This window comes from Streptomyces himalayensis subsp. himalayensis, assembly GCF_013778455.1.
GTDB lineage: Bacteria > Actinomycetota > Actinomycetes > Streptomycetales > Streptomycetaceae > Streptomyces > Streptomyces himalayensis.
In genome coordinates, this window is the sequence record NZ_JACEHE010000001.1 from 50,736 (window position 1) to 76,428 (window position 25,693).

19 protein-coding genes and 1 pseudogene are annotated in these 25,693 nt (G+C 70.8%); 9 read left to right on the forward strand and 11 right to left on the reverse strand.

The window, feature by feature from the left end; all coding sequences use genetic code 11:
* The first annotated feature begins 42 nt into the window (after positions 1-42).
* Positions 43-789 carry a polyphosphate--glucose phosphotransferase gene (ppgK, locus tag H1D24_RS00260; RefSeq protein ID WP_181655267.1) on the forward strand — a complete coding sequence of 249 codons (747 nt, stop codon included), beginning with the start codon at positions 43-45 and terminating at the stop codon, positions 787-789.
* Positions 790-1,017: 228 nt separating this feature from the next.
* Here ppgK and H1D24_RS00265 read toward each other — a convergent pair whose 3' ends face one another.
* A complete protein-coding gene (locus tag H1D24_RS00265) occupies positions 1,018-1,473 on the reverse strand; it encodes a DUF6542 domain-containing protein (RefSeq protein ID WP_374063976.1) in 456 nt (151 codons plus the stop codon).
* A 466-nt stretch (positions 1,474-1,939) separates the two neighbouring features.
* Here H1D24_RS00265 and ychF point away from each other — a divergent pair, with 466 nt between their 5' ends.
* Positions 1,940-3,028: a redox-regulated ATPase YchF gene (gene ychF, locus H1D24_RS00270; RefSeq protein ID WP_181655269.1), complete on the forward strand. Its 1,089-nt coding sequence runs from the start codon at positions 1,940-1,942 to the stop codon at positions 3,026-3,028.
* A 210-nt stretch (positions 3,029-3,238) separates the two neighbouring features.
* Complete coding sequence (locus tag H1D24_RS00275) at positions 3,239-3,583, forward strand: hypothetical protein (protein WP_220136210.1); 345 nt, start codon at positions 3,239-3,241, stop codon at positions 3,581-3,583.
* A gap of 263 nt (positions 3,584-3,846) precedes the next feature.
* Here the strand turns inward: H1D24_RS00275 and H1D24_RS00280 are convergent, their stop codons facing one another.
* The 6 genes and pseudogenes from H1D24_RS00280 to H1D24_RS00305 form a co-directional block, all read right to left on the reverse strand.
* Positions 3,847-5,811 (reverse strand): arabinofuranosyltransferase, encoded by a 1,965-nt coding sequence (locus H1D24_RS00280; protein WP_181655271.1) that lies wholly within the window; start codon positions 5,809-5,811, stop codon positions 3,847-3,849.
* Positions 5,808-7,211: a polysialyltransferase family glycosyltransferase gene (locus tag H1D24_RS00285; protein ID WP_181655272.1), complete on the reverse strand. Its 1,404-nt coding sequence runs from the start codon at positions 7,209-7,211 to the stop codon at positions 5,808-5,810. The genes H1D24_RS00280 and H1D24_RS00285 overlap by 4 nt, the downstream gene beginning before the upstream one ends.
* On the reverse strand, positions 7,208-8,176 hold the full coding sequence (locus H1D24_RS41975) for a glycosyltransferase family 2 protein (protein WP_181655273.1): 969 nt from the start codon (positions 8,174-8,176) through the stop codon (positions 7,208-7,210). Before H1D24_RS41975 ends, H1D24_RS00285 begins: the two co-directional genes overlap by 4 nt.
* A gap of 336 nt (positions 8,177-8,512) precedes the next feature.
* Positions 8,513-8,727: pseudogene (locus H1D24_RS00295) on the reverse strand (cytidylyltransferase domain-containing protein); the annotation flags it as partial.
* A gap of 188 nt (positions 8,728-8,915) precedes the next feature.
* Positions 8,916-11,528, reverse strand: a complete 2,613-nt coding sequence (locus H1D24_RS00300) for a glycosyl hydrolase family 65 domain-containing protein (RefSeq protein WP_181655274.1) — start codon at positions 11,526-11,528, stop codon at positions 8,916-8,918.
* 95 nt (positions 11,529-11,623) lie between these two features.
* Positions 11,624-12,739 (reverse strand): pyridoxal-phosphate dependent enzyme, encoded by a 1,116-nt coding sequence (locus H1D24_RS00305; RefSeq protein ID WP_181655275.1) that lies wholly within the window; start codon positions 12,737-12,739, stop codon positions 11,624-11,626.
* Between the two features lie 216 nt (positions 12,740-12,955).
* Between H1D24_RS00305 and H1D24_RS00310 the strand changes: the two genes are divergently transcribed.
* The 6 genes from H1D24_RS00310 to H1D24_RS00335 all read left to right on the forward strand — a co-directional run bounded on the left by H1D24_RS00310 (position 12,956) and on the right by H1D24_RS00335 (position 19,784).
* Entirely contained in the window at positions 12,956-14,305 is a 1,350-nt protein-coding gene (locus tag H1D24_RS00310; RefSeq protein WP_309484157.1) for a DUF4190 domain-containing protein, read from the forward strand.
* 172 nt (positions 14,306-14,477) lie between these two features.
* Complete coding sequence (locus H1D24_RS00315) at positions 14,478-15,230, forward strand: GntR family transcriptional regulator (RefSeq protein ID WP_181655276.1); 753 nt, start codon at positions 14,478-14,480, stop codon at positions 15,228-15,230.
* A gap of 255 nt (positions 15,231-15,485) precedes the next feature.
* A complete protein-coding gene (locus H1D24_RS00320; RefSeq protein WP_181655277.1) occupies positions 15,486-15,692 on the forward strand; it encodes an SPOR domain-containing protein in 207 nt (68 codons plus the stop codon).
* 98 nt (positions 15,693-15,790) lie between these two features.
* A complete protein-coding gene (locus H1D24_RS00325) occupies positions 15,791-16,204 on the forward strand; it encodes a (deoxy)nucleoside triphosphate pyrophosphohydrolase (protein WP_181655278.1) in 414 nt (137 codons plus the stop codon).
* Positions 16,205-16,400: 196 nt separating this feature from the next.
* The gene (locus tag H1D24_RS00330; protein WP_181655279.1) at positions 16,401-16,865 is read left to right on the forward strand and encodes an ATP-binding protein; all 465 of its coding nucleotides are present in this window, start codon (positions 16,401-16,403) and stop codon (positions 16,863-16,865) included.
* A 237-nt stretch (positions 16,866-17,102) separates the two neighbouring features.
* Positions 17,103-19,784, forward strand: a complete 2,682-nt coding sequence (locus tag H1D24_RS00335; protein WP_374063978.1) for a SpoIIE family protein phosphatase — start codon at positions 17,103-17,105, stop codon at positions 19,782-19,784.
* A 60-nt stretch (positions 19,785-19,844) separates the two neighbouring features.
* Here the strand turns inward: H1D24_RS00335 and H1D24_RS00340 are convergent, their stop codons facing one another.
* From H1D24_RS00340 to H1D24_RS00355, 4 genes are all read right to left on the reverse strand, one after another.
* Entirely contained in the window at positions 19,845-20,558 is a 714-nt protein-coding gene (locus tag H1D24_RS00340) for a PspA/IM30 family protein (protein WP_181655281.1), read from the reverse strand.
* Between the two features lie 53 nt (positions 20,559-20,611).
* Entirely contained in the window at positions 20,612-22,768 is a 2,157-nt protein-coding gene (locus tag H1D24_RS00345) for a TPM domain-containing protein (RefSeq protein WP_181655857.1), read from the reverse strand.
* 205 nt (positions 22,769-22,973) lie between these two features.
* Positions 22,974-23,744: a succinate dehydrogenase/fumarate reductase iron-sulfur subunit gene (locus H1D24_RS00350; protein WP_181655282.1), complete on the reverse strand. Its 771-nt coding sequence runs from the start codon at positions 23,742-23,744 to the stop codon at positions 22,974-22,976.
* Entirely contained in the window at positions 23,741-25,678 is a 1,938-nt protein-coding gene (locus tag H1D24_RS00355) for a fumarate reductase/succinate dehydrogenase flavoprotein subunit (protein WP_181655283.1), read from the reverse strand. The genes H1D24_RS00350 and H1D24_RS00355 overlap by 4 nt, the downstream gene beginning before the upstream one ends.
* Between the last annotated feature and the right edge of the window lie 15 nt (positions 25,679-25,693).

A 25,693-nucleotide genomic window follows, 5' to 3' on the forward strand; every position in this document is an offset into this window, starting at 1 on the left:
GCCCGGAAGTGAGTGTCAGCAGGGCGCCGTAACGTAGTGCTCATGCAGATCTTCGGCGTGGACATCGGCGGCTCAGGGATCAAGGGCGCTCCCGTGGACCTGGACCGCGGAGACCTGGCGGACGACCGTTTCAAGGTGCTGACCCCGCATCCGGCCACGCCGGACGGGGTCGCCGATTGCGTCAAGGAGGTCGTCGACCACTTCGAGTGGAGCGGCCCGGTCGGCATCACGTTCCCCGGGGTGGTCACCGGTGGGTCCACCGTCCGTACGGCGGCCAATGTCGACAAGAGCTGGATCGACGTCGACGCGCGCGCCCTGCTGAGCGAGCGGCTCGGCGGCCTCCCGGTGACGGTGCTGAACGACGCGGACGCGGCGGGCGTGGCCGAGATGCACTTCGGTGCGGGGCGTGATCGCAAGGGGACGGTCATCCTGCTGACCTTCGGTACCGGCATCGGCAGCGCCGTGTTCATCGACGGCGCGCTCGTGCCGAACACCGAGCTGGGCCACCTGGAGCTGCACGGCCACGACGCCGAGAAGCACGCCTCGACGAAGGTCAAGGACGACGAGGGCCTGAGCTGGGAGCAGTGGGCGCGCCGCGTGCAGAAGTATCTGGCGCATGTCGAGATGCTCTTCTCGCCCGAGCTGTTCATCATCGGCGGCGGGGTCAGCCGCAAGGCACAGAAGTTCCTGCCGCTGATCAAGGGCATCAAGGCCGAGATGGTCCCCGCGGAACTGCAGAACAACGCGGGCATCGTGGGCGCGGCGATGCGGGCGGCGGAGCGGGCGTAGACGCGCGGCGCGGGGGAGCGGATCCCGGCGCCCGCGGCGCGTCGGGCGGTACGGCCGTCAGGCCGTCGCGCCGTACGGCCTGAGGCGCGTATGGCCTGAGGTGCACTTCGGCCTGAGGTGCACTTCGGCCTGAGGCGCCGTACGGATGAGGTGCTGAAAACGGCCTGAGGTGCGGTACGGCCTGACGGCCGTGCTCAGGCCGAAGGGCGCCTCACGCCATAGGGCTCCTCAGGCCGTACGGCGCCGCGGCCGGGGCGGTCGTGGTGGCCGACGCCGCAGCTGTGCACGCCGCCGCGCCATCAGCCTGACCTTTCGTACGGTCGTGATGACCCCGGCGATCAGCGTGCCGCCGTACAACCAGCCGGCGTGCATCGCCAGCGCCGTGACCAGCCCCATGATCCGCTGGCCCAAGCCGCCAGAGCCCTCCATGATCGGCAGCAGCCCGACGACGAAGGCGATCGGCACCACGATCGGCGCGGTGACCAGGTCGGCCGGCCGTACCCAGAGCGCGGTCAGCGCGCTCACCGGCAGGAACAGCACGCCGTACACGATGAGCGAGCCGCCGAGCACCACCTGGTCCACACAGGCGAGCACGAACATGGAGGCGGTGCAGAACAGCCCGATGCCGATCCCGGTGAGGCGCGGATTCGGCATCCGGCGGGCGGCCTGCACCAGCCTGCGCACCGTGCGTACGTAGGATGCCGCGGGCTGGCGTGGACGGGGCGCCGCCCGCTGGACCGTGGCAGGCCGACCACGTCCGCTTTGCGGGGGAAGAGGCGCGGTGCGTCGCGGCCGGGGCTGAGGGGGACGCATCCTGTGTTGCTCCACCGGTCCAACCTAGGTCGGGTAATAGGCGGAATACGTCCTGAGACACGCGTTTTGGCCGACCTTGGCCATCCGTTCGCCGCACTCGCACCAACCCAGACCGACGACGACGGACTCGGACGCGCACGGTGACCGATTCCGTGTACGGAAGGTGACCGGGTCCGTGTACGGAAGCGGGGCTCCGGTACGGCCGCGGGAGTCCGAGCGTGGAACCCGGGACTCCAGGACGGCGAAAGCCCGGGCTCACCGCACGCCGTAGACTGGTGGATCGGCCCGCTGCTCGGGCTCGCCGTCCACCCAGCCCTCACGTACGGGAAGTCGCAACGTGTCGCTCACGATCGGAATCGTCGGTCTGCCGAATGTCGGCAAGTCGACCCTGTTCAACGCCCTGACCAAGAACGACGTGCTGGCGGCCAACTACCCGTTCGCCACGATCGAGCCCAACGTCGGCGTGGTCGGTGTCCCGGACACCCGCCTCACCAAGCTGGCCGAAATCTTCTCCTCACAGCGGACCCTGCCCGCCACGGTCGACTTCGTCGACATCGCCGGCATCGTGCGCGGTGCGAGCGAGGGCGAGGGCCTGGGCAACAAGTTCCTCGCGAACATCCGCGAATCCGACGCGATCTGCCAGGTCATCCGCGCCTTCAAGGACGAGAACGTCGTCCACGTCGACGGCAAGGTCTCGCCGAAGGACGACATCGAGACGATCAACACCGAGCTGATCCTCGCCGACCTGCAGACCATCGAGAAGGTCCTGCCGCGCCTCCAGAAGGAGTCGCGGATCAAGAAGGACATCCAGCCGAAGGTCAAGGCGGTCGAGGAGGCGAAGGAGATCCTGGAGGGCGGCCGGACCCTGTTCGCGGCCGGCATCAGGCAGGGCGAGGCCAACGAGGACGTCCTCCACGACCTGCACCTGCTCACCGTCAAGCCCTTCCTCTACGTCTTCAACGTGGACGAGGAGGAGCTGACCGACGAGGCCTTCAAGCAGGAGCAGCGCGCCCTTGTCGCGCCAGCCGAGGCGATCTTCCTCAACGCCAAGCTGGAGGCGGACCTCGCCGAGCTCGACGAGGACGAGGCCCTCGAGCTCCTCCAATCCGTCGGCCAGGACGAGCCAGGCCTCGCCACGCTTGCCCGCGTCGGCTTCAACACCCTGGGCCTGCAGACGTACCTCACGGCGGGCCCCAAGGAGTCCCGCGCCTGGACGATCAAGAGGGGCGCCACGGCCCCCGAGGCGGCCGGCGTCATCCACACCGACTTCCAGAAGGGCTTCATCAAGGCCGAGGTCATCTCCTTTGAGGACCTGGTCGAGTGCGGCTCGGTCCACGACGCCCGCGCGGCCGGCAAGGCCCGCATGGAGGGCAAGGACTATGTGATGCGGGACGGGGACGTGGTGGAGTTCCGCTTCAACGTCTAAAGCGGGTTCGAGGGCCGTCTGACCTGCGGCGGAGCGGGTCGGGCGGCCTTTCGGTCCGCAAGGAGTCCGCGGAACCGCCGACCAGGGGGCTTGTGGCACCCGGACGCCGCTATGCGGATCCTGGGTCGACGGGTGTAGGGGAGCAAGGTAATGGCGGAGTACGTGCCGAACGAGCTGCTGTCGAGGCTCGTTGGGTGTCGGTTGGACGCTGTGCATTTCGTTCTGGACTACCTGGAGCTGCACTTCGGTTCGCCGGACGAGCAGATCCTCAGGTACCTCGTGACGCCGAGCGTCGAGGCTCCCGACGGCGAGGTCTACCGCGACGGCCGGCTCGGATACGCCGACGCCCTGCGCGCCCTGGCCGGTGAGGAGGTCATCGACACTGCCGAGGCCACAGGCATCGGCCTGCGGATCCGGCTGCCGTCCGGCACCGTCGTCCTGCACCCGGAATGGGACGAGCTCGTCGGCCCGGAGATCGCGGAGTACCGGACCCAGGACTTCGCGGACTGGATGGTCTGGCGCTCGGGCGAGGACTCCTTCGAGGACCTGGCGTAGCCGCGTCGTCCGATGAACTCCCGCTCCGGTGGACTGGCCGGACTCCGGTGTTGTAGCGGCGCGAGGTGCGGTCGGGCAGTCCGCACACAGTCCGCAGGGTGCCCGCGAACACCCGTCCGCTGCCAACGCCCGTAAACCGGAAGCCGGTCGGCACGTCTGCGGGCTGGAGGCAGGCCCGAGAGCTGGGCGCGTACAGCGGTGTTCTGGGAGAACCCTTGGATGATCCGTGCGCGGGAGGGGTCAACCCCGCGCTACCGCATCCTTCAATCTGTCGGTGCCGCTGAATGCCGTGCGGTGAGAACGGTGTACGGTCCCACGTCCTGGCGTGTGAATGAGGACTCATCGAAGAGGTGAGTCGGGATCGTGATGCGTTCGGAGCTCGTGGTCGGGACCCGGGGGAAATGGTGATGGGTCAGCGTGAGGTCGAATCCCCCCGGCACACGCGTGAGGACGAAGACATCCGGCGGGCGGAACGCGCCTGATGCCATGGCCAGGGTGAACGACTGTGCGTTACAGGCCCTCAGCCAGCGCTTCACTTCTTCATTCCGCTCCTCATGGCGGCCCAGAGGGTTGGAGTAACCCGGAGTGCTGGTGAGGTACGACCAGTAGGGACGCACGGACGTGAGACGGTGGACATCGGTCAGTACGACGAGTTCCTGGGGTTGCTTCCCGGTGGCCTTTTCGATGGCTTCGTCAAGCGGTGCCAGCCACTCGTCCGTCCTGCCAGGATCTGGGACACGGGCGGTCCGGGCGGGACGTGAGCCGTCACTGAGCGGGTAGCTCTGCCGGTATGCCAGATCGACTTCCCTGGTCAGAGCGGCATGCGCGTGTTGGAGGGTGGAGACGGCGAGGAGGGCTGCCAGGCCGGCGAAGACGGGAAGAGACGCCCGCCACGACACCTGCGGCCTTCGGCGTACGACGACCAGCAGTTCCCCTACGGCAAGGATCCCCGCGCAGTAGAGCGCGGCGAGCAGTACCGGGTGAACGCGGAACGACAGCAGGGTGGTTCCCGCGGCGATGGCCAGCTGGGACAGCACCGACCACGCGTAGCAGCAGCACACGAGAACGAGCAGCCCACCGGCAACCGCGTGCTTACGGGCGCGCAGGAGCAGCCAGGCAGTTCCCGTGAGACACAGAACACCCGGCGGGTCCAGCGAGGTCATCGGCAGCAGATAGGTGATCTGCTGGTACGGGATGAACTTCAGAGCCGTGGTCGACGGTGATCCGAGGGGCAGGGACGCGAGCCAGTAGGGGAGCAGCACGACACAGCCCGCCGGCGCGGCCACACCTGCGACAACGGCCGTGCGGAGGAGAAGGGTTGCGCCGCACCCAGGGTGCCGCGCGAAGCGGATTCCGACAAGAACAAGCAGGCAGAAGGCCCAGAACGCGGCCAGCATGGTGTAGCACAGGACGGCGAGCCCGAGTGAGGCCCCAAGGGACGCGAGCGCCCGCCATCGAGTCCGGTCGTCGCCCAGCACCCGGTACGCGATCACTGTCAAGGGCGGCAGCGCGGCCCCCACCAGCCAGGCGTAGGGTTCCCGGACGCCGAGCGACGGTTCGACGAATGCGCAGGCGCTGGTTGCGCCGGCGAGGAGCATGGCGAGCCGGGCGGTGACCAGCAGCCTCCACAGGGAGAGCGCCACGGCCGCGGCCAAGGCGGTGGAGAGAATGCTCAGCGGTTTGAAGACGGCCCACCCGTCGATCCCGAGGAGAGCCGCGGTGCGCCCGGCGGCCCAGAACCAACCGGGTGGGTACAGCGGCGGGACGCCTTGGTAAGCGAAGTCGGCCAGGTGGGGCGACGAGGCGAACCGCGTCACGTACGCGATGCGGAACTGGTTGTCGGAGGCCAGTCCTCCCAGAAACCACCGCGTCCCGTGCAACGGAATGGCCAGGAGAAGCGTGGGGAGGGCTGACACGGCCGCGTACCCGGCCCAGGGAAGTGCGGCCGAGGCCCGGAGGCTGGTAGCCAGGACCGTCACGACCGCCACCAGTGTCGCCGAGCAGAGCGATGCGAGAACGGTCGGCAGCAGTGACGGCTCGGGGATGGACAGCCGCAGCACTGCGACCTGAAGCAGCAGGCTGACGACGACCGCGATGGCGGCCCCGGCAACCGCCTCGATGACAAACCGAGTGAAGGTGAGCTGGAACGTCCGGGGGGCGGTGGGGCGCTCCGCGGGCGGCCGCTGAGCGGTCGACACCGGTGGACGGAGCTTTTGCAGAGTGGTCATGAGACGGGGACCCTCCGGCGGAGATTCCGGTACGAGCGCCAAGCCCGGCGCAGCGCGGGGCTCAAGCGGTGTGAGGTGAGCAGTCGATCGCCGAGCGGACCGATGGGCAGCCCGCCGGGAAGCCGAAGACGGGTCAGCCGGCCCAGGCCGACGTTCCTCCGGACCACGGCACTGCCCTTGTGCTGGGCGAGGAACTGCTCTGCGTCGCGACGGAGTTGGGGATACGCCTGAGGGTGCATGCAGTACGTCAGGGTCCTGACCAGGGGCCCGGGGTCGTCACCGCCGACGGGGGCACCTCCCCGCTCCTTGTTGTGCGGGGGGAGGGAGGGTGAGGACAGCCCGGCGTACGCGATCGCAAGAGGGATGCGGTTGCTGTTCGAGTAGGGCCTGAGACCGCTCAGCACGGATTCGGTCCCGACTCGGAAGGCCGGGATTCCATAGAGGGTCCGTGCGGTGAACAGCCCCGTGGAGAAGCAGCCGATGACCGCGCTGGGCCGGACTTCCTGGAAGAGCACTTCGGCCGGTACGGGCGCCGTCGTGGAGCGGAACTCGACCCCGAGGTCCGCCGCGGACTTGCACAGCGCCTCTGTCTGTGTCCCCGGGGCACTCGGATGTGCCTTGAACACCACATGCCGGTGCCCTGCCTCCACGGCCTGACGCAGCATCCTGAGATGGAGACGGTCCTCCTCCTGGGCGCTGATGATTCCGGCTGCGGACAGATACTGGCCGAGAATGACCGCGGGTGCTTCACCCCCACGCAGTGGCGCGACGACGTCCGCCGCTTCCCGAGTGCGTGCCAGCTCGGCGAACACCGACCGCAGCGCGTCGTGCGGGATGGCCCGATGGGCCGGCATGCGGTGGCCGAAGGCAGCCTCGTCCAGGACCAGCGGGCGCAGGCCCGGCACGAGGTCGGGGTGTACGAGATCCTCGATCCGCTGCAGAACCTGGTGCGGGATGCGGCTGCGCAGAGGGCCGTATGCCATCAGGCCGTCGGCATAGACATGGATGGGGCTGTCGCTGAACACCCTGGCCAGCGCCTGGCCGGGTGAGGTCTGGATGGACTCGACGACCAGTGAGACCGGCTCCTCGGGACCGATCCCCCAGCTGCTGCTCAGGACCCGCTGCAGGAGCGGGATGTCGCAGGGGCGGGGAGACCAGTCCCATGGGTGGTTGGGGTGAATGGCGTCGTTCCAGGAGATCACCTCGTCGAACCGCTTGCGCAGGACGGCGAACCCGAGACGCTCCTCCCAGCTGGGGGTGGCCTCGGGCACGGCGGTGTTCGTCGAGGTCACCAGGACGCGGCGCACGGGACCGGATGAGGCCAGGAGGCCGGCATCAAGGGCCGCGCACACCGTGGCAAGACCGTAGACGGTGGACACTTCGGTGATCTGGACCGTCACGGCCGCCGCCCTCCCTTGGGCCGGTACATCGAAAGCAGACGATTGCGCCGCCGCTCGTCCATGCGGTGGATGACGTCCGCGAAAAGGTCCTGCGGAAGTGTGTCCGCGAACTGCCGGTAGCGACGGCAGAAGCGACGGGCCGTGGATCGCTGGTAGCCGGAGACCTGCTCGATGTGGTGGTGCACGATGCCGAGGAACGAACGGATGGCCTTGGGCAGCAGGTGGTCGCTCATCGGATGCGACGCCACCTCGTTGATCACGTTCTCGAAGGCGGGCAGGAAGTCCAGCTGCCGGTCGTCGACCGCTCGGGTCAGGGACGTACGCACGTCTCTGCGGTAGCGCAGTCCGTCAAGTCCGACCACTGCGTACGACGTGGCGTTCATGTGAAGCCGCCAGGTCCAGTGCCGGTCTTCGCACGTCCGCAGCGCCGGGTCGAACATGAGGAGTCCGGCGTCGACGAGTCGGCGGCTGTATGCGCCGGACCAGGTGTTCGGATAGTCGATCATGGTCTCGCGCTGCTCGATGGCGACACCGTCGAGAGGGTGCAGGACCTGACGTCGGCGGTGCTCGGGGGCCCGGCACAGGGTGCGCCGTGTCCCTGTGACCCTGATGTGGTCGACCTTGATGAAGTCGGTGCCGAGGTCGGCCGCGACCGCGGCGAGCCTCGGGTAGTACCCGGGGGCGAGCCAGTCGTCTCCGTCCAGGTACGTGATGTACTCACCGCCGGCCCGCGCGGTGCCCGAGTTGCGAGTGGCGGACACGCCACGGTTCTCCGAGTGCCGGATGAGGGTGCTGTTGGGAAGCGCGTGCACCGCTTCCTCCAGCAGCCTGGGGGTGTCGTCCGTCGAGTTGTCGTCGACGAAGACGAATTCGATGTCCGTACCTGCGTTCCGCTTCAGGGTCGCGATGCAGTCGGGCAGGTACGGCGCGACGTTGTAGCAGGCGATGACGGAGGTCAGCTTCACAGCAGTACCGTTTCTGCGAGCCGTTCGGGGACGTGGCGGAGCTTCTTCGTCCGGCCGGACTCGCAGTCGTGGACCTTCTCGGCCGCGACGCAGCCGCCCTCGGGGGTCACGTCGACCTGAGGAAACGCTTCTTCTGACTGAGACGCTTCTTCTGAGGCGCTGTTGTGGTTGATGTCGGTCTCGCAGGTGATGCAGGCGGACTGACCCGGGTCTGCAGAGCGGCTTCCGGGCATGCGAGGGCTGGGTGGGGGGTTCGTCACAAGGGGTTCCTTCCAAGGGAGGAGCCGCGACCGGGGTGAGGGCACGTCAGTGGCCCGCTGCTCGGGGTTCGGCATCGGCGGGGCGGTCGTCCGCCTGGGCACCCGCCTGGCGGGCCGCATGGGCGATGCTGCCGTCGTCCGCAGAGCCGGGTGTGCCGGTGACGAGCCGCGCAGCCAGGCACTCGAGTACGGCCCGGACCACGAGCGGAACTCCGCCCACGGGGCAAGGTTCTTGCCGGGAACGCCCTGTAGCCCGCCGCGGGCGGGGATCGCGGCCAGGACGGATGACATGGCACTCCTTGGGGGACGGCCAGTGCGTTCACGGGCCCAACGCGAGTGGTTCCACCCAGGTTGTCGGGGTTAATGCGAAGTTCATCCACATTCATCCGATGTTCATGCACCTGGGTTCCGTGGCCGTGCGACTGAAAGCACTCCTCGGACATGGCGTTCCGGACAGCAGGCCGGTACGCGGAGGCCCGTCAGCGCACGCTCAGCTCCCGTACCTCGCCGGGCTTGGTCCCCGTCAGCGTGACGCGTAGGTACCGGGCGGCGACCCCCGGCTCTGGCGCCTGCCAGTGCGCCCCGTCCATCGACGTCTGCGTCGTGTACGCGCGCGTGCCCGTCACCCGGACCTCGGAGAGCGGTGCCGTGCGGGCGAGTTCGACGGTCAGGGAGGCGTCGGGGTCCTCGGGGCGCCAGTACGTCGCGGCGTTGCCGTCGACGGCCGCCGCCGCGTACAGGCCGGGTTCCTCGGAGGTCGCCGTCGCCGGGCGGCAGCGGGCCGTGTTCGCCGTCGGCTCCAGGTCAGGGCGGCGGGTCTTGAGACGGGCGGGGAAGCCCTCGCTCACCGTCACGCGCCCCTGCGGCGACTCGACGGTGAACGGCTCGCCGGACACCAGCCGTACCGTCGTCTCCTCAGGTCCGATGGCGATGTCGTACGTACGCCCCTGCCAGCGCAGCCCCGACAGCCGTACACCGTCCTCGAGTTGGGGCGGCAGCGTCGGGTCCAGACGGACCGTGTTCTCGCGGAGGCGCAGGCCCGTCAGGCCGTGCGTGAAGACCTGCAGGAAACAGCCCTTGCCGGTGAGGAAGTCCTGCGCCGGCGAGCCCGCGAGCGGGTCGCCCGCACCCGCCTTGTCGCCGCGCGCCTCCGAGAAGAGCGCGAACGGACCGCGCGCGAAGGGCCGGTAGGCGCGCTGCAGGAAGGTGTACGCCGCGCAGCCCGGCTCACCGATGGCGGCAGCGTCGATCGCGTGGACGGAGTCCGTCATCGCGGGGCCGTCCGGGTCGGTCCGCTCGGTGTAATAGTCGAGCGTGGCGGCCGCGGCGCCGTCCGGCATGGGCCACTCCAGCGGGTACATCAGCAGCACCGTGTCCGCCTGCTTGATCTGCGACCCCGCATAGCCGTCGTACTGCAGGAAGACCTTGCGGCCCGCGTCGTACGGGATCCGCATGCCGTCGGCGATCCTCGCCCAGGCAGGCGGGGCGGTGGCGCCGACGAGGGCGGACGCGCGCGTGGCGTTGCGCAGGGCGGTGGCGGCCACGGCGTTGGTGTAGACGGCGTCGTCGACGCCGTTGCTGTACTCGTCGGGGCCCGCCACGTTCTTGATCGAGTAGCTGCCGTCGCTGTTCGCCGTCACGCGGGACGCCCAGTACTCGGCGAGGCCGCGCAGCAGCGGCCAGCCCCGTGCGCGCAGCCATGTGCGGTCGCCCGTGGCCAGGTAGTACTGCCAGGCGGCCAGCGCGATGTCGCCCTGGAGGTGGTTCTGGGTGAGGCAGTGCGGCGGGTCCCAGCTCTGGCACTCCGAGTACAGCGCGCCGCGGCTCGCGCTGGTCCACGGGTAGAACAGGCCCTTGACGGAGGTGCGGGCGGCATTCTGAGCGGCGGCAGGGCGCGTCCTGTACCGGTACTCCAGGACGGTCCGGGCGAGTTCGGGGTGCGTGGCCAGCAGCGCGGGGAACATCCACGTCTCGGCGTCCCAGAACACCATGCCCGCGTAGTTGTCGCTGGTCAGGCCGGTGGGCGCGATGCTGTCGCGGGCACCGCGGCGCGTGCCCGACAGCAGCCCGTACTGCGCGGAACGCACCCAGAGCTGGATGTCCGGCCGCCCCGGCACCTCGATGGACGACGACCACAGGCGGCGCCATGCGGCGGTGTGGGCGGCGAACAGGGCGGGCCAGCCGCGCCGGGCGGCCAGTTGCGAGGTCCTCTGCGCGGCCGCGCGCGGGGAGCGGGAGGTGAGCGCGGTGTCCACCCCGACGTACTTCGAGACGTCGTACGTCCTTCCGCTGCGGACGGCGAAGGTGGCGGACTGCGCGGCGCTCAACTCCCGTGCGCCACCGGCCCGGCGGAACTCTCCCGGCGCTCGCAGCGTCGAGGCCACGGCGCCGTCCACGTCCGTGCCGTCCGTGCGGAAGGCGACGTCCATGGTGCGCTCCCCGGCCGCGCCGCCGCCCGTCTGGGCGATCCGCCGGGCGCCGCGCCCGTCGATCCGGTCGGTGACCGTCGCCTCCCCGTCCCAGTGGGGCGTGAGCCGCAGCCGTACGGCTGCGGCGTGTGCGGCGGTCCGGTCCGTCAGTACGTCGTACATCAGGTCCGTGCGGCGGCCGTCGGCCGCGGTCCAGGTGACCGCCGTGCGGACGAAACCGCAGCGCAGGAACAGCGTCTGCCGGTAGTTCGAGACACGGCTGCCGGGGCCGTACGTCTCATCGCCCGCGGTGACGTCCAGGCCCGTCCAGGTGGGCAGGGCGGCGATCGCCTGCCGGCCCTCGGTGTTCGCCGGACCGCGGCCGTACAGTCCGGTGACGAACGCGCCGTCGTAGCGCGGTGTGTACAGCGGCCATCCGGTCTTCTCGCCCGTCGCCGCGTATCCGGCGCCGGCGGGCGGTACACGGGCGCCGAGATATCCGTTGCCCACGTACGCGTGGTACGAGTCGTCCGGATCGATCCGGTGCGCCGTGGGCGCCCAGCCGGACGAGGGCTCGCAGACGCCGACGGGGCGCGGGCCCTCGGCGTGCGCGGCGGGTGGCGGCAGGATCAGGGCGGCCGTGGCGAACGAGGCGATGAGCGGGTGGGTACGCGAGACGTTCACCCCCCGACGATGCGCCGGTGCCGTGCCGCCGCCCGGCGCACGGCACGCGGGTGTCCCTCGGATGGGGGAACCGGCTCCGGTGGGAAACCCGCCCCTCACGCCCCGGACGAGGCCGCGAGCCCCGACTTCAGGCCCGCCCCGCACAGCGGCACCACCGCCGTACGGTCCCCGAGCGCCCCCTCCCGTACCGCCGCCCAGCACACGGCGGACGTCGACTCCACATAGAGCCCCCGCGACGCCAGATCGAGCTGTGCGTGCCGGATCTGGTCCTCCGTGACCGTCAGGAACGTACCGCCCGAGTCCCTTACGGCACGCAGGATCTGCCGCGCCCGCGGCGGGCGCGGAATCGCGATGCCTTCGGCGAGGGTGTCGGCGGCCGGGGTCTCCTCCACGAGATCGTCGGCGTCCGCACGCCAGGCCGCGGCGAGCGGGGCGACCGCCGCGGCCTGCACCGCCCACAGCGCGGGACGCCGGTCGAGCAACCCGGCGCCGTACAGCTCGGCGACGGCGAGGGCGGCGCCCAGCAGCAGCGTGCCGTTGCCTGCGGGCACCACCAGCACCTGGGGCAGCCGCCCGCCGAGGTCCTCCCACAGCTCGTGGACATAGGTCTTGGTGCCGTGCAGGAAGTACGGGTTGTAGGCGTGGCTCGCATAGAACGCGTCCGGGTCGTCGGCCACCTCGCGCGCCACCGCCGCCGTCGCCTCACGTCGGCCGCGGACGACCTCCACGCGCGCGCCGTGCGCTCCGATCTGCTCCAGCTTCTTCGATGACGTACCGAACGGGACGTACACCGTGCAGGGCAGCGCGGCGCGGGCGCAGTACGCCGCGACCGCCGTGCCCGCGTTGCCGCTGCTGTCGGCGATGACGCGCGACGGCCGCAGCCTGAGCGCCAGTTCGGCGAGCATGACGGCGCCGCGGTCCTTGAACGACAGGGTCGGCATCAGATAGTCGAGTTTCGCCGAAATACCGTCCTTCAGGGCCACAAGCGGCGTCCGGCCCTCGCCGAGGGAGACCGAGGGCGTGGCCAGCGGCAGCACCTCGGCGTACCGCCACAGCGAATTCACGCGCCCGGTCAGCGATTTCAGCGGCGCGGGCGTGGGCGAGAAGTCCAGGTCGAGAGGGCCGCGGCAGAGCGGGCAACACCAGGCGAGCGACCCCGCGGGCACGCGCGTGCCGTCGGTCGGGCAGAAGGAGTCCGGCAGTGGCGTCATGGAATCAGGCTAGATTGTGCTGTTTGGTGACGTTGTGTCATGGCCGCCGCGCCCCTGCCAATCGGTCCGCAACCACCCGGCCGCCCAGGAGCCGGGTTCCATCACGGCGACCGCGCTCCACCGCCGGTGGCCCGCTGCCCCTACGATGCGCCAAGTCGTACGCACGCACGTTCTGCACGCACGTGCTCCGTGTTCTGGCAGAGGAGCAAGCAACTCGTGGACATACCGCCGCCGCCCCGCCCCGGCGGCCCCCAGCAGCCGCCAGAGAACCCTTACGCCCCTCCGGGGCAGAGCCCCAACGGCGAGAACCGGCACGGCGAGAACCGGTACGGCGAGCCGCCGTACGGCGGGCCCCCGTACGGCGAGAACCCGTACGGCGAGTACCCCGCCACCCCACCCATGGGCGCCCAGCCCCCCGCCGGCGCCCAGCCTCCCCTGGCGGCCCAGCCCCTTCCCCCGTACCAGCCCTGGCCGCAGCCGCCGTACTTCGCGCCCGTCCCACCGCCCGCCCAGCCGCCCGCCCAGCCGCCCGTCAACGGGCTCGCCATCGCGGCCCTCGTGCTCGGCATCCTCTGCTTCTTGCCCGCCGTCGGTCTGGTCCTCGGCCTGGTCGCGCTGGCGCAGATCAAAAAGCGGGGCGAGCGCGGCAAGGGCATGGCCGTCGCCGGGACGGCCATGTCCGGGCTCGGCGTGGTGCTGCTGGTCCTCTCCCTCGTCACAGGCGCCGTGAGCGACTTCGCCGACGGATTCCGCGACGCCGCCCGGGAGTCGAGCGAGAACGGCGGCACGTTCTCGCTCGACAAGGGCCGGTGCTTCGACTCGCTCGGCGACTCGCTCGAAGGCACGGCGTACGACGTGGACGAGGTGCCGTGCTCGGGCGGGCACGACGGCGAGGTGTTCGCGACCTTCCGGATGACCGGTGGAACGTACCCCGGCGACAGCCGGATCACCGAGGTCGCCGACGAGAAGTGCTACGCGCTCCAGGACTCCTACGTGATGGACACCTGGGCGATGCCGGACGACGTCGACGTCTACTACTTCACGCCCACCCGCGAGAGCTGGGGGATCGGCGACCGCGAGATCACCTGCTTCTTCGGCAGCACGGACGAGGGTGGCACCCTGAAGGGCTCGCTGCGCCGCGACGAGACGACCCTCGACGACGACCAGATCGCCTATCTGCAGGCGGCCAACGTCCTGAACGCCGCGTACGCCTCGGCACCCGAGGAGGAGTACGTCGACGACGATCTGCCCGGCCACAAGCGATGGGCGGGCCGGGTGTCGTCGGCGCTCGCCGACGAGGCGCGCGGGCTGCGCTCGCACGACTGGCCGGCCACGGCGGACAACCAGGTCGCCGCGCTCCTGCGCGACATCGAGGCGGCCCGGAAGCACTGGGCCCTGGCCGCGCGCGCCACCGACGCGGACACCTTCTACGTGCATTACGTGGCCGGGGACAAGCTCCTCGGCCACGAGAAGGCGATTGCGGTGCGCAAGGCTCTGGGGCTCGAAACGACGCTGAGCGATGAGGCGCCGGGCGGGAGCGGCACGGAAACCGGCGCCGAGGTGTGAGCGGGCACGCGACACGGAAGTCTCGCCCTGATCGCTGCGCTCCGGAGACGGCCCGGAAAGCTCCTGCGTAAAACGCAGGCCATCACAGTGAGTGATTCTTTGGCCCTTGGTTGCGGCCAACAACCGACGGTTGCCAGGCTGTTGCTGTCTGTCAATCTGAGGGGAGTGGCACGTGACCTTCGGTGAGCAGCCGGCCTATCTGCGCGTCGCGGGCGATCTGAGAAAGAAGATCGTCAACGGCTCGCTGCCGCCGCACACCCGGCTGCCGTCCCAGGCCCGGATCCGCGAGGAGTACGGCGTCTCGGACACCGTCGCGCTGGAGGCCCGCAAGGTGCTGATGGCCGAAGGGCTCGTCGAGGGCCGCTCGGGATCCGGCACCTATGTGCGCGAGCGGCCCGTGCCGCGCCGTATCGCCCGCTCCGGATTCCGGCCGCCGAGCGGCGCCAGCCCCTTCCGTCAGGAGCAGGCCGACGCTGCGGCGCGCGGCACCTGGGAGTCCCAAAGCGCACAGGCGGAGGCGAGCGCCGCGATCGCCGAGCGCCTCGCGGTCGCATCCGGCGACCGCGTGATGTGCACGAAGTACGTCTTCCGGGACGCGGGCGAGGCGATGATGCTCTCCACGTCCTGGGAGCCCCTCGCCCTCACGGGGCGCACGCCGGTCATGCTCCCCGAAGAGGGCCCACTCGGCGGCATGGGAGTGGCCGAGCGCATGGCGGCGATCGACCTGGTCGTGGACAACGTGACGGAGGAGGTCGGCGCGCGCCCGGGGCTGGCGGAGGAGCTCCAGGCGCTCGGCGGGGTCCCCGGCCATGTCGTGATCGTCATCCAGCGGACGTACTTCGCATCGGGGCGACCGGTCGAAACGGCGGACATCGTCGTGCCGGCCGACCGGTACCGCATCGCGTATCACCTGCCGGTGAAGTGAGAGGGGCCTCGGTCCGGGCCGTTCCGCCCGACTGAGAGGGGGCGTGAGAGGGGGCGCATCCTGCGGGATGCGCCCCTTCTGACGTTTTGCCACCTGCTCCGATGCCCTTCAACTGTGGCTGGTTGCGTACCTCTTTGTGAAAACCCGTATCCGCTGCGTGAAGGTCGGGCGTAGGCTCAGGCATATGCGGATTGCGGTTTCCTTAGAGAGCGGGGCAGGGCAGGCGGCGGTGGCGAGAAGAGGAGGAGGGGCGCGATGAACGACAGCATGGCGACACTCCCATGGCTCGTCATACGCCAGGACGACAACGGCAACCGCTATCGCGTGGGCAGGTACGCGACCAGGGCGGAGGCCCAGAAGATCGCCGACAGTCTCGACGGCCGCGGGCACAAGCAGCTCTACTGGGTCGAGCGGATCGGCCAGAACGGCGTGTCGGACCGCGACCAGAACGGTATGCGCTGATCGCGACCGGAACGGTATGCGCTGACCGCGACCTGTCGTTCCTGCCGTGCAGGCAGCCCACATGAACGCGCACTGCCGGCTCCCGTAGGCTCCGGCGCATGAGCGAACGGATCGTGGTGGTCGGCGCCGCCCTGTACGACCGGGGACGCCTGCTGGCCGCGCGCCGAAGTGCGCCCCCCGAACTCGCCGGCCGCTGGGAACTGCCGGGCGGCAAGGTCGAGCCCGGCGAGCTTCCCGAGCAGGCGCTCGTGCGCGAACTGCGCGAGGAGCTGGGTGTCGAGACGGAGGCGGTGGCGCGCGTGCCCGGCGAGTGGCCGCTGAAGCCGGGGTACGCGCTGCAGGTGTGGACCGCGCGCCTGGTCTCCGGGGAGCCGGAAGCCCTCCAGGACCACGACGACCTTCGCTGGCTCGGCCCCGACGAGATCTGGGACGTGCCCTGGCTGGACGCGGACGTCCCCGCGGTCAAGGAGACGACGCGGCGCCGCGCGGCCCAGCGATCTCCGGGCGCCTGACGCGGCTCCCTGCGGGAGAGTCCCACCGGAATCCCGGCCGATCGCCCCGTCGCCGTGCCGCGCCGAATCGCCGGAAACCACCGCCGTATGGACGCCGTACAGAAGACGCGGCGCACGCTTGCCGGGGCATCTCGGCGGGGATGCCCAGTACGTGGTAATGCGCCAGAGGTACCGGGTATGGGGTGGGTGAACCCCTATGAACGGCCCCACGGAACCGGACGGCAATCCCTCGTCGCCCCAGTTCGTCTTGGAAGTGGTCGGCGTGAGCGGCGACTCCGACGGCGACTGCGCCGAGTGGACCTTCCCTGCGCAGCCCGGCGCCGTACGCACCGCCCGGGCCCTCGTCCGCAAACGGCTGGCCGACTGGGGACTCGACGCCCTCGGTGACATCGCCGCCCTGCTCGTCAGCGAGCTGGTGACCAATTCCCTGCGCTACGCCTCCGGTCCCATAGGCGTGCGACTGGTGCGGCTCGCGTCCATTGGTGCCCTGCTCGTCGAGGTCTCCGACCCGCTTCCGGATCCGCCGCACACGCGCCCCGCAGCACCCGACGACGAGGGGGGCCGCGGACTCCAGCTGGTGGCGCGCACGGCGCGCCGCTGGGGCACGCGGCGGGGCGAACGCGGCAAGACGGTGTGGTTCGAACTGCCGCTGCCGGGTTAGTGCACCGGTCAAGCCGGTGAGAAGACGGTGAGGAGACAGTAGAGCTGGTCAGGGCGTTCTGGGCTGGTCGGGCGGATCGAACAGGTTCAAACCCGTACGGACGTTACGGACCAAAAATCGTCGAGACCGTGCTGTGATCGTGAACGCCGTGTCGTGTGGCTCCGTAGTGCTGGATACTGCGGGCAGCCGCCTCCGGTGACCGGTGCCGGACGCGGTGAGCTGGAGGGGACGGTTCGCGTGAGCGAGAAACCAGCGAAGGCCACGGCGTCCGAGGACCCGTCGGGCGACGCGACATGGCAGAGCAGTCCACCCGGTTCGATCTACGACTACATCAAGGTCGCCTCGTTCTCGATCGGCCCCGATGGCCTGATCGACCAGTGGAGCCGACGCGCCGAGCAGCTCTTCGGCCTGTCTGCCAGGGATGCCGTGGGCAAGGACCCCATCGAGGCGTTCGTGCCGGACGACCTGCGGGAAAGCGGTCGCCGCAAGATGGCGGAGATACTCGACGGCCGCGAGTGGACGGGCGCCGTCCCGTTCCGTCTGCCGGCCCAGCGGCGCGGCGACAGCGATGCAGGCCAGGTCGGCGGTGTGGACAGCGATGCCGGTTCGGGCAGGGCGACCGGTCCGGGCGCCGCCGCCGGTGGCGACAGCACCACCCGTAAGGGCCGTGCCTACGGTGCTGACGGGATCGCCGAGATCTATGTGATGCCCACCGAGACGGAGTCCGGCGAACAGGCCGCCGTCTGCATCGTCGTCGACGTCCGGACGCTGCGCCGCATCGAGACGGATCTCGCCGCCTCGCAGGCGATTTTCGGCCAATCTCCGTTCGGCTTCCTGCTGCTCGACACGGATCTGCGGGTCCGGCGGGTCAACAAGCGCTTCGCCACGGTCTTCGGCGGCGACGTCGACCACCACCGCGGACGAGGCGTCCACGACTATCTGCCGCGCCCCGAGGCCGACCGCGTGACCGCCACCCTGCGCCGCGTCCTGGAGACCGGCGAGGCCGTCACCGAGATGCTGATCACCGGCACCGTCCCCGGCTCGCTGGAGCGGCGCCACTGGTCCATCAACCTCTACCGCGTGCACAGCGGAACGGGCCGGCCGATCGGGATCGCCTGGCTCGGCACCGACGTCACCGCCCGCCGCGCCGCCGCACGCGAGGCCGCCCACGCCCGCCGTAACCTCGCCCTGCTGAACGAGGCCGGCGCCCGCATCGGCAACTCCCTCGATCTGGAGACCACCGCCCGCGAACTCCTCGACGTCACCGTCCCGGGCTTCTGCGACCTTGCCTCGGTCGACCTCTACCAAGGTCTTCTCGAAGGCGACGAGACGCCGACCGGGGTCTGGGGCACGACGTCGCGGCGGGAGTCCGCGACCGGCAGCGCCGCACTGCGCCGCGTCGCCTTCGCGAGCGCCGTCGCCGACACGCCGTACATGGCGGGACCCGCGCCCGTCGCCGCGGGAGCCGTACACCACTACCCCTTCAACTCGGCCCACGCCGAAGCCCTGCGCACGGCCCGCCCCCAGCTCGTCCCCGCCGAGGACGGGAACCTCATACAGTCCACGCTCGCCGTGCCGATGGTCGCCCACGACACCGTCGTCGGCCTCGCCCAGTTCTCCCGTACGAAGGGCAGCGAGCCGTTCGGCGAACGGGACCGGGCCCTCGCCGTCGAACTCGCCGCGCGCGCCGCCGTCTGTATCGACAACGCCCGTCTCTACCGCCGCGAGCACCAGCGCGCCCTGATCCTGCAGCGCTCGCTCCTCCCGCCAGGCGCCCCCGAGGCGGCCGGGCTCGACATCGCCTGCCGCTATCTGCCGGGCAACGCCGCCACCGAGGTCGGCGGCGACTGGTTCGACGTCATCGAACTGCCCGGCCACCGCACGGCGCTCGTCGTCGGCGACGTCATGGGCCGCGGTCTGCGCGCCGCCGTGGCGATGGGCGAACTCCGCACGGCCGTACGCACCTTGGCGCTGCTCGACCTGGAACCGGCGGAGGTGCTCTCCGCGCTGGACGAGATCGCCCGCGGACTGGGCACCCCCGGTGGCGTCCGGCAGGCCACACGCGCGGCACGCCAGTCCCAGCACGCCGACCTCTCCGAGGTCTACCTCGCCACCTGCGTGTACGCGGTCTACGACTCCGTAACGCGCCGCTGCACCTTCGCCAACGCCGGCCATCTCCCGCCGGCCCTCGTCGAGCCCGGCGAGCCGGCCCTCATGCTCGACGTACCGCCGGGCATGCCGCTCGGCGTCGGCGGCGAACCGTTCGAGGAGGTCGAGGTCGAGCTTCCCGAAGGCGCCATGCTCGCCCTCTACACCGACGGGCTCGTCGAGTCCCGCGACCATCCGCTCGACGAGGGCCTGCAGGCCCTGCTCGGCGCCCTCGCCGATCCCGGTCCGGCTCTCGAGGACGTCTGCGACCACGTCCTGGGCGCCCTCGACACCCACCACGGCGAGGACGACATCGCGCTGCTCATGGCCCGCGTCCAGGGCCTGCCCGCGGACGCCGTCGGCGACTGGACGCTGCCGCGCGAACCGCGCAGCGTCGGCCGGGCCCGCGAGTACGCCCGCGCCCAGCTGCTGTCCTGGGACCTCGAGCCCCTGATCGACACCACGGAACTGCTGGTCAGTGAGCTGGTGACCAACGCCCTGCGCTACGGCGAGGGCGAGATCAGACTCCGGCTGCTGCTCGACCGTACGCTCGTGTGCGAGGTGTGGGACGCCGGACTCGTCCAGCCGCGCCGCCGCAGAGCGCGCGTCACGGACGAGGGCGGCCGCGGACTGCAGCTCGTCGGGCTGCTGAGCGCGTCGTGGGGCTCACGGCGGACGCACCGAGGCAAGACGGTGTGGTTCGAACTGCCGCTGCCCGACGGGGACTCGGGGCCGGGGGATCCTACGGAGGCTCTGCTCAGCCTCTTCTGAGGCCGACCTGGTTCGGGCCGCGGTTCAGGCCGCGGTTCACGCCGCCGTTCAGGCCGCGGCTCAGGCGTGCGCTTTGAGCGCGGCCAGGCGGGCCTCGATCTCCGCCACGTCGCCCATGCTGTCGAGCTGCTCGAACTGCGCGTCCAGCGAGGAGTCGGCGAGTTCCTGCTTGCCGAGTGCCCTCGCCTCCTCGCGGCGTACCTTCTCCTCGAAGCGGCTCAACTCGGTCGTCGGATCGAGCACATTGATGTTCTTGGCGGCGTCCAGCATCTGGTTCTGTGCCTGGGCGGTCTTGGAACGGGCCACCAACTGGTCGCGCCGGGACTGGAGTTCCGTCAGCTTGACCTTCATCTGGTCGAGACCGGACTTCAGCTTGTCGACGACCTCCCGTTGCGTGGCGATCGTCGGTTCGGCGTCCTTCGCCTCGCGCTCCGCCTGCAGTTGCCGCTGCAGGGCCACCTTGGCGAGGCTGTCGAACTTGTCTCCCTCGGCGCCGGAACCGGAGGCCCGCAGCTCGTCGGCCTTCTTACTGGCGGCCTGCGCCTTCCTGCCCCACTCGGTGGCGGCCTCCACGTCCTCCTGGTGGTCCTGCTCCAGCAGTCGCAGATTGCCGATGGTGGTCGCGACCGCCTGCTCGGCCTCGCCGATGTTGTTGCTGTAGTCGCGGATCAGCTGGTCGAGCATCTTCTGCGGGTCCTCCGCCTGGTCCAGCAGGGCATTGATGTTCGCCTTCGCCAGCTGTGCGACGCGGCCGAGGATCGTCTGCTTGGTCATGGGACCACCTCTCCTTCTCGCTTCCCCGAGTTGCGTTGCCTGGATTGCCTCGCTCAGAACCTGCCGCCCCCACCCCTCCGCCCGCGTGTCCCTCCGCCGCCGAAGCTGCCGGGGGCACCCCCGCCGAAACCTCCGCCCAACCCCCCGCCGAAGCCGCCACCGCGTCCCCCGCCAAAGCCGCCACCGCCACTCGTCCCACGGCCCGTGCCGCCGAGGATGCCCCCGAGCAGGATCCCGCCGAGCACCGCACCGCCCATGCCGCCGCCGCGCCCGCCGCCCATCGGACCGCCGTACCCATACGGATTGCCGTACATCCGCACATCCCGCTCGGCCAGCTGCTGCGCGTCGCGGGCCAGCGCATCCGCCCGCTGGGCCTCGGCGAGCGCCGCCGTGGGATCGGCGGAAGCCCCGGGTGCCGGTCCGGCGCCGCCCGTGTCGTCGGCAGCCGCGGAGGCCTGCGCCAGCGCGAGGTGCCGCTGTGCCTCGGCGAGGCGCGTCCTGGCCTCGCTGCCCACCGCGGCCCGGTGCGTGGTGATGAAGTCCGACGCGGCGCCCACGGCGCTGCGCGCGGTGAGCAGGGCCTGGTCGAGCAGGGCGCGGGCCTTCTGGTTGCTCACCTCGCGGGCGCGCGCTCCCGCGAGGGCGTCGTCGAGGGCCGCGTCGGCCTCCTCCACCCGGCGCAGCGCGTCGATGGGGTCGTACGAGCCCTTGGCGACCTGCGTCCGCACCTCGCCGACGACCGACTCCGCGCGGGCGATACGTCCGTGCAGGTCGGCGGTGGAGATGCCCTCGGGGGTGCCGACGAGCATGCCCCGCGCCTCCGCGAGGTCGGTCTCGGTCTCGGTCAGCGCGCCCGGCAGCTTGCCGACCGCCTCCGCGAGCTCCTTCGCCAGCCGGTCGACGGCGTCCACGAACGTGCCCGCCTGGTCGACGGCGCCTTCGGCGGCCCGCAGATGCACCGCGGCCGTGCCGCCCGCGCCGGCTCCGACGGCCTCGCGGGCCTGGCCGATGTGGGTCGCGGCGAACGCGAGCCGGTCCTTGGCCTGCTCGACGTGGCCCGTGACGGGCAGGACGGCGGTGGACGCGTACCGGGTGCCGAGCGCGGTGAGCGTGGCCTGGGCGGTATCGGTGCGGCCGGTGATGTCCCGCAGCCTCGCCTCGGCGTGCTCCAGCGCCTGGGGCGCGTTCTGCTCCAGGGCGCGCAGCCGGTCGAAGCCCTCGGCCTCCGCGTCGAGCCGGCGGTTCGCCTCGGTGCAGCGCGCGATGATCTCGTCCAGCATGTGGCGCTTCGTCGCATCGTCCTCCGGGATCGCGTCGTCGAGCTGCTGCCGCAGCCGGAAGGCCGCCGTGAGCTCCGACTTCGCGTACGCGAGCGCCTCACCGAACGGCGCGGCCGCCTCCTCACCGAACTGGGCGGTGGCGAAGCCGAGTTCCTCGGTGCTGGTGCGGACCGCGTCGTCCGTCTCGACGAGCAGCTGCCTCGCCCGCTGGTCGAGCTCGGGCAGGGGCACGGCCTGCTCGCCGCGCCCGCCCCAGCCCCCACCGGGGGTGGTGCGGGTCTGGACGCGCCTCCTGCGCCGGGTGTACGTGTACGCGGCGAGGGCGGCCGCGGCTCCGAGCGCCGCGATCGGCAGCATGAGGTCGCCGATGAGGGCTTCGCCGTCGGCGCCGCCGGGGTCGGTCTCGCCCGGGGTGATCGCCGGAGTGGGCACGGGCCGGCCCGCGAGGACCGCGCCGATGCCGTTCGCCGCGCCGATGGCGGCGCCCGCCCAGTCGTTCTGCCGCAGCGCCGGTTCGATGGCGGTCCCCGCGACGTCTCGCAGCTCGGCGTCGGTCAGACGCATGTCCTGGTCCACGGAGTACGCGTACTGCCGGTCGTGCGTGGCGACGGCCAGCAGTACGTCGTTCAGGCCGAGGCCGTTGCGTTGGGCCGTCGCGTCGGCCCAGCTCTGCGCGGTACGGCCGGAGAAGTCACGTACGTAGGCGACGAAGAGCTGGACGCCGTGCTCGCTGTCGAGATCGTCCAGCGCCGCCGCGACGTCGTTCTTGCGGTCGCCGAGCGCGTCGACCTTGTCGGTGATCTGGCCGGTCCGCGACAGCGTGATCGGGTCGTCGCCACGGGCGCCCGTGGCGGGCGCGACGAGCCAGCACAGTGCCGCCAGCGCGCAGAGCAGGGCATACGCGAGGCGCCGGGAGTGCGGGGGGCGTATGCCGCTGGGCGACGGACCTCGGGTCCGGGGAAGCGTCACGTTTGTGAGGGTATGACCGCTTCTGGCCTATCGCGACCGGGCCCGCCCCAGGCTGGGGCGGGCCCGGTGGAAACCGGCATCCCGGCGCCATGCTGCGGGCGCCGGGCGAGGGCGACCGAGACCGTCCCCGTTCGCATGGCCTTACGGTGATCGCCGCCCGAGTTCCTTACGGTGAACGCCGCCCGATCTTCGACCCCAGCCACACCAGCGGGTCGTACTTCCGGTCGACCGCCCGCTCCTTCAGCGGGATCAGGGCGTTGTCTGTGATCTTGATGCCCTCGGGGCAGACTTCCGTGCAGCACTTGGTGATGTTGCAGTAGCCGAGACCGTGCTCGTCCTGGGCCGTGCGTTTGCGGTCGACGCCGGTCTTCTCGGCCTCGTCCAGCGGATGCATGTCCAGTTCGGCAACCCGCATCAGGAAGCGGGGGCCGGCGAACGCCGCCTTGTTCTCCTCGTGGTCGCGCACCACGTGGCAGGTGTCCTGGCACAGGAAGCACTCGATGCACTTGCGGAACTCCTGCGAGCGGTCGACGTCCTCCTGCTGCATCCGGTACTCGCCAGGACCCAGCCCCGCGGGAGGCACGAACGAGGGGATCTCCCGCGCCTTCTCGTAGTTGAAGCCGACGTCCGTCACGAGATCCCGTACCACCGGAAATGCCCGCAGCGGCGTCACCGTGATCGTCTCCTCGCGGGAGAACACGGACATGCGGGTCATGCACATCAGCCGCGGACGCCCGTTGATCTCGGCGCTGCACGAACCGCACTTGCCCGCCTTGCAGTTCCAGCGGACCGCGAGATCGGGGGCCTGGGTCGCCTGGAGGCGGTGGATGATGTCGAGCACCACCTCGCCGTCGTTCACCTCGACCTTGAAGTCCTCGAGCCCGCCGCCCTCGGCGTCCCCCCGCCATACCTTGAATCGCGCCTCGTACGAACTCATTCGTACAGCTCCTCTTCGGCGAGGTACTTGACCAGCTCCTCCTTGTCGAACAGGGCGAGCAGGTCGGGTCGGATGGGCTCCGTCGTCTCACGGGCCAGGGAGATCTGGCCGCGAACGGGGTCGGTAGCCGCGAGACCGCCCGTCGGGTCGGCGAGCCGGCAGAGCAGATTGATGTGCCGCCACTCGCGGTCCATCGTCGGATGGTCCTCGCGCGTGTGGCCGCCGCGGCTCTCCGTACGCTCCAGCGCGGCCCGTGCGATGCACTCGCTGACCAGCAGCATGTTGCGCAGGTCGAGGGCCAGGTGCCAGCCGGGGTTGAACTGTCGGTGCCCCTCGACCCCGGCCCGCCGCGCCCGTACCCGCAGCTCCGCGAGCTTCCTCAGCGCCTGCTCCATCTCCGCCTCGCGGCGGATGATGCCGACCAGGTCGTTCATCGTCTGCTGGAGCTCCTGGTGGAGGGTGTACGGGTTCTCGGGCGGCTCACCGGGCGTCGGGCCCTCCGCCGAGAACGGGCGCAGCGCCTCGGCCGCCGCCGCGTCCACCTGCTCGGCGTCCACGGACGGGCGGCGCTCCCCGGTGAGCCCGGACGCGTACTGCGCCGCGTACAGCCCCGCCCGCCGCCCGAAGACCAGCAGGTCGGAGAGGGAATTGCCGCCGAGGCGGTTGGAGCCGTGCATGCCGCCCGCGACCTCCCCGGCCGCGTACAGGCCTGGCACCCCGCGGGCCGCCGCCGTGTCCGAGTCGACCGCGATGCCGCCCATCACGTAGTGGCAGGTCGGGCCGACCTCCATTGCCTCGGCCGTGATGTCGACGTCCGCGAGCTCCTTGAACTGGTGGTACATGGACGGCAGCCGGCGCTTGATCACCTCGGCGGGCATACGCGTCGACACGTCCAGGTAGACGCCGCCGTGCGGGGTGCCGCGCCCGGCCTTCACCTCCGCGTTGATCGCCCGCGCAACCTCGTCGCGCGGCAGCAGCTCGGGCGGGCGCCGGTTGTTGTCCGGGTCGTCGTACCAGCGGTCGGCCTCGTCCTCCGACTCGGCGTACTTGTCCTTGAAGACGTCGGGGATGTAGTCGAACATGAACCGCTTGCCGTCGGAGTTCCGCAGCACTCCGCCGTCACCGCGCACCGACTCGGTGACGAGGATGCCCTTCACCGACGGAGGCCAGACCATGCCGGTCGGGTGGAACTGCACGAACTCCATGTTCAGCAGCGGCGCCCCTGCCAGCAGCGCCAACGCGTGCCCGTCGCCCGTGTACTCCCACGAGTTCGACGTGACCTTGAAGGACTTGCCGATGCCACCGGTGGCCACGACCACCGAGGGCGCCTCCAGGACGAAGAAGCGGCCGGTCTCGCGGTCGTAGCAGAAGACGCCCGAGACGCGGCCGTCAGCGTCCTTGAGTACGCGCGTCACCGTGCACTCCTGGAAGACCTTCAGCCGCGCCTCGTAGTCGCCGAACTCGCGCTTGTCCTCCTGCTGCAGCGACACGATCTTCTGCTGGAGCGTGCGGATCAGCTCCAGGCCCGTGCGGTCGCCGACGTGCGCGAGCCGCGGATACTCGTGCCCGCCGAAGTTGCGCTGAGAGATCCGCCCGTCCTTCGTACGGTCGAAGAGCGCGCCCCACGTCTCCAGCTCCCAGACCCGGTCCGGGGCCTCCTGGGCGTGCAGCTCGGCCATCCGCCACTGGTTGAGGAACTTGCCGCCGCGCATCGTGTCGCGGAAGTGGACCTGCCAGTTGTCGCGCTCGTTGACGTTGCCCATGGCCGCCGCGATGCCGCCCTCGGCCATCACCGTGTGCGCCTTGCCGAACAGCGACTTGCAGATCACGGCCGTACGCGCACCCTGCTCACGCGCCTCGATCGCGGCGCGCAGCCCCGCGCCGCCGGCGCCCACCACCACGACGTCCCACTGCTGCCGCTCCACCTGTGACATCAGGCACCTTCCATT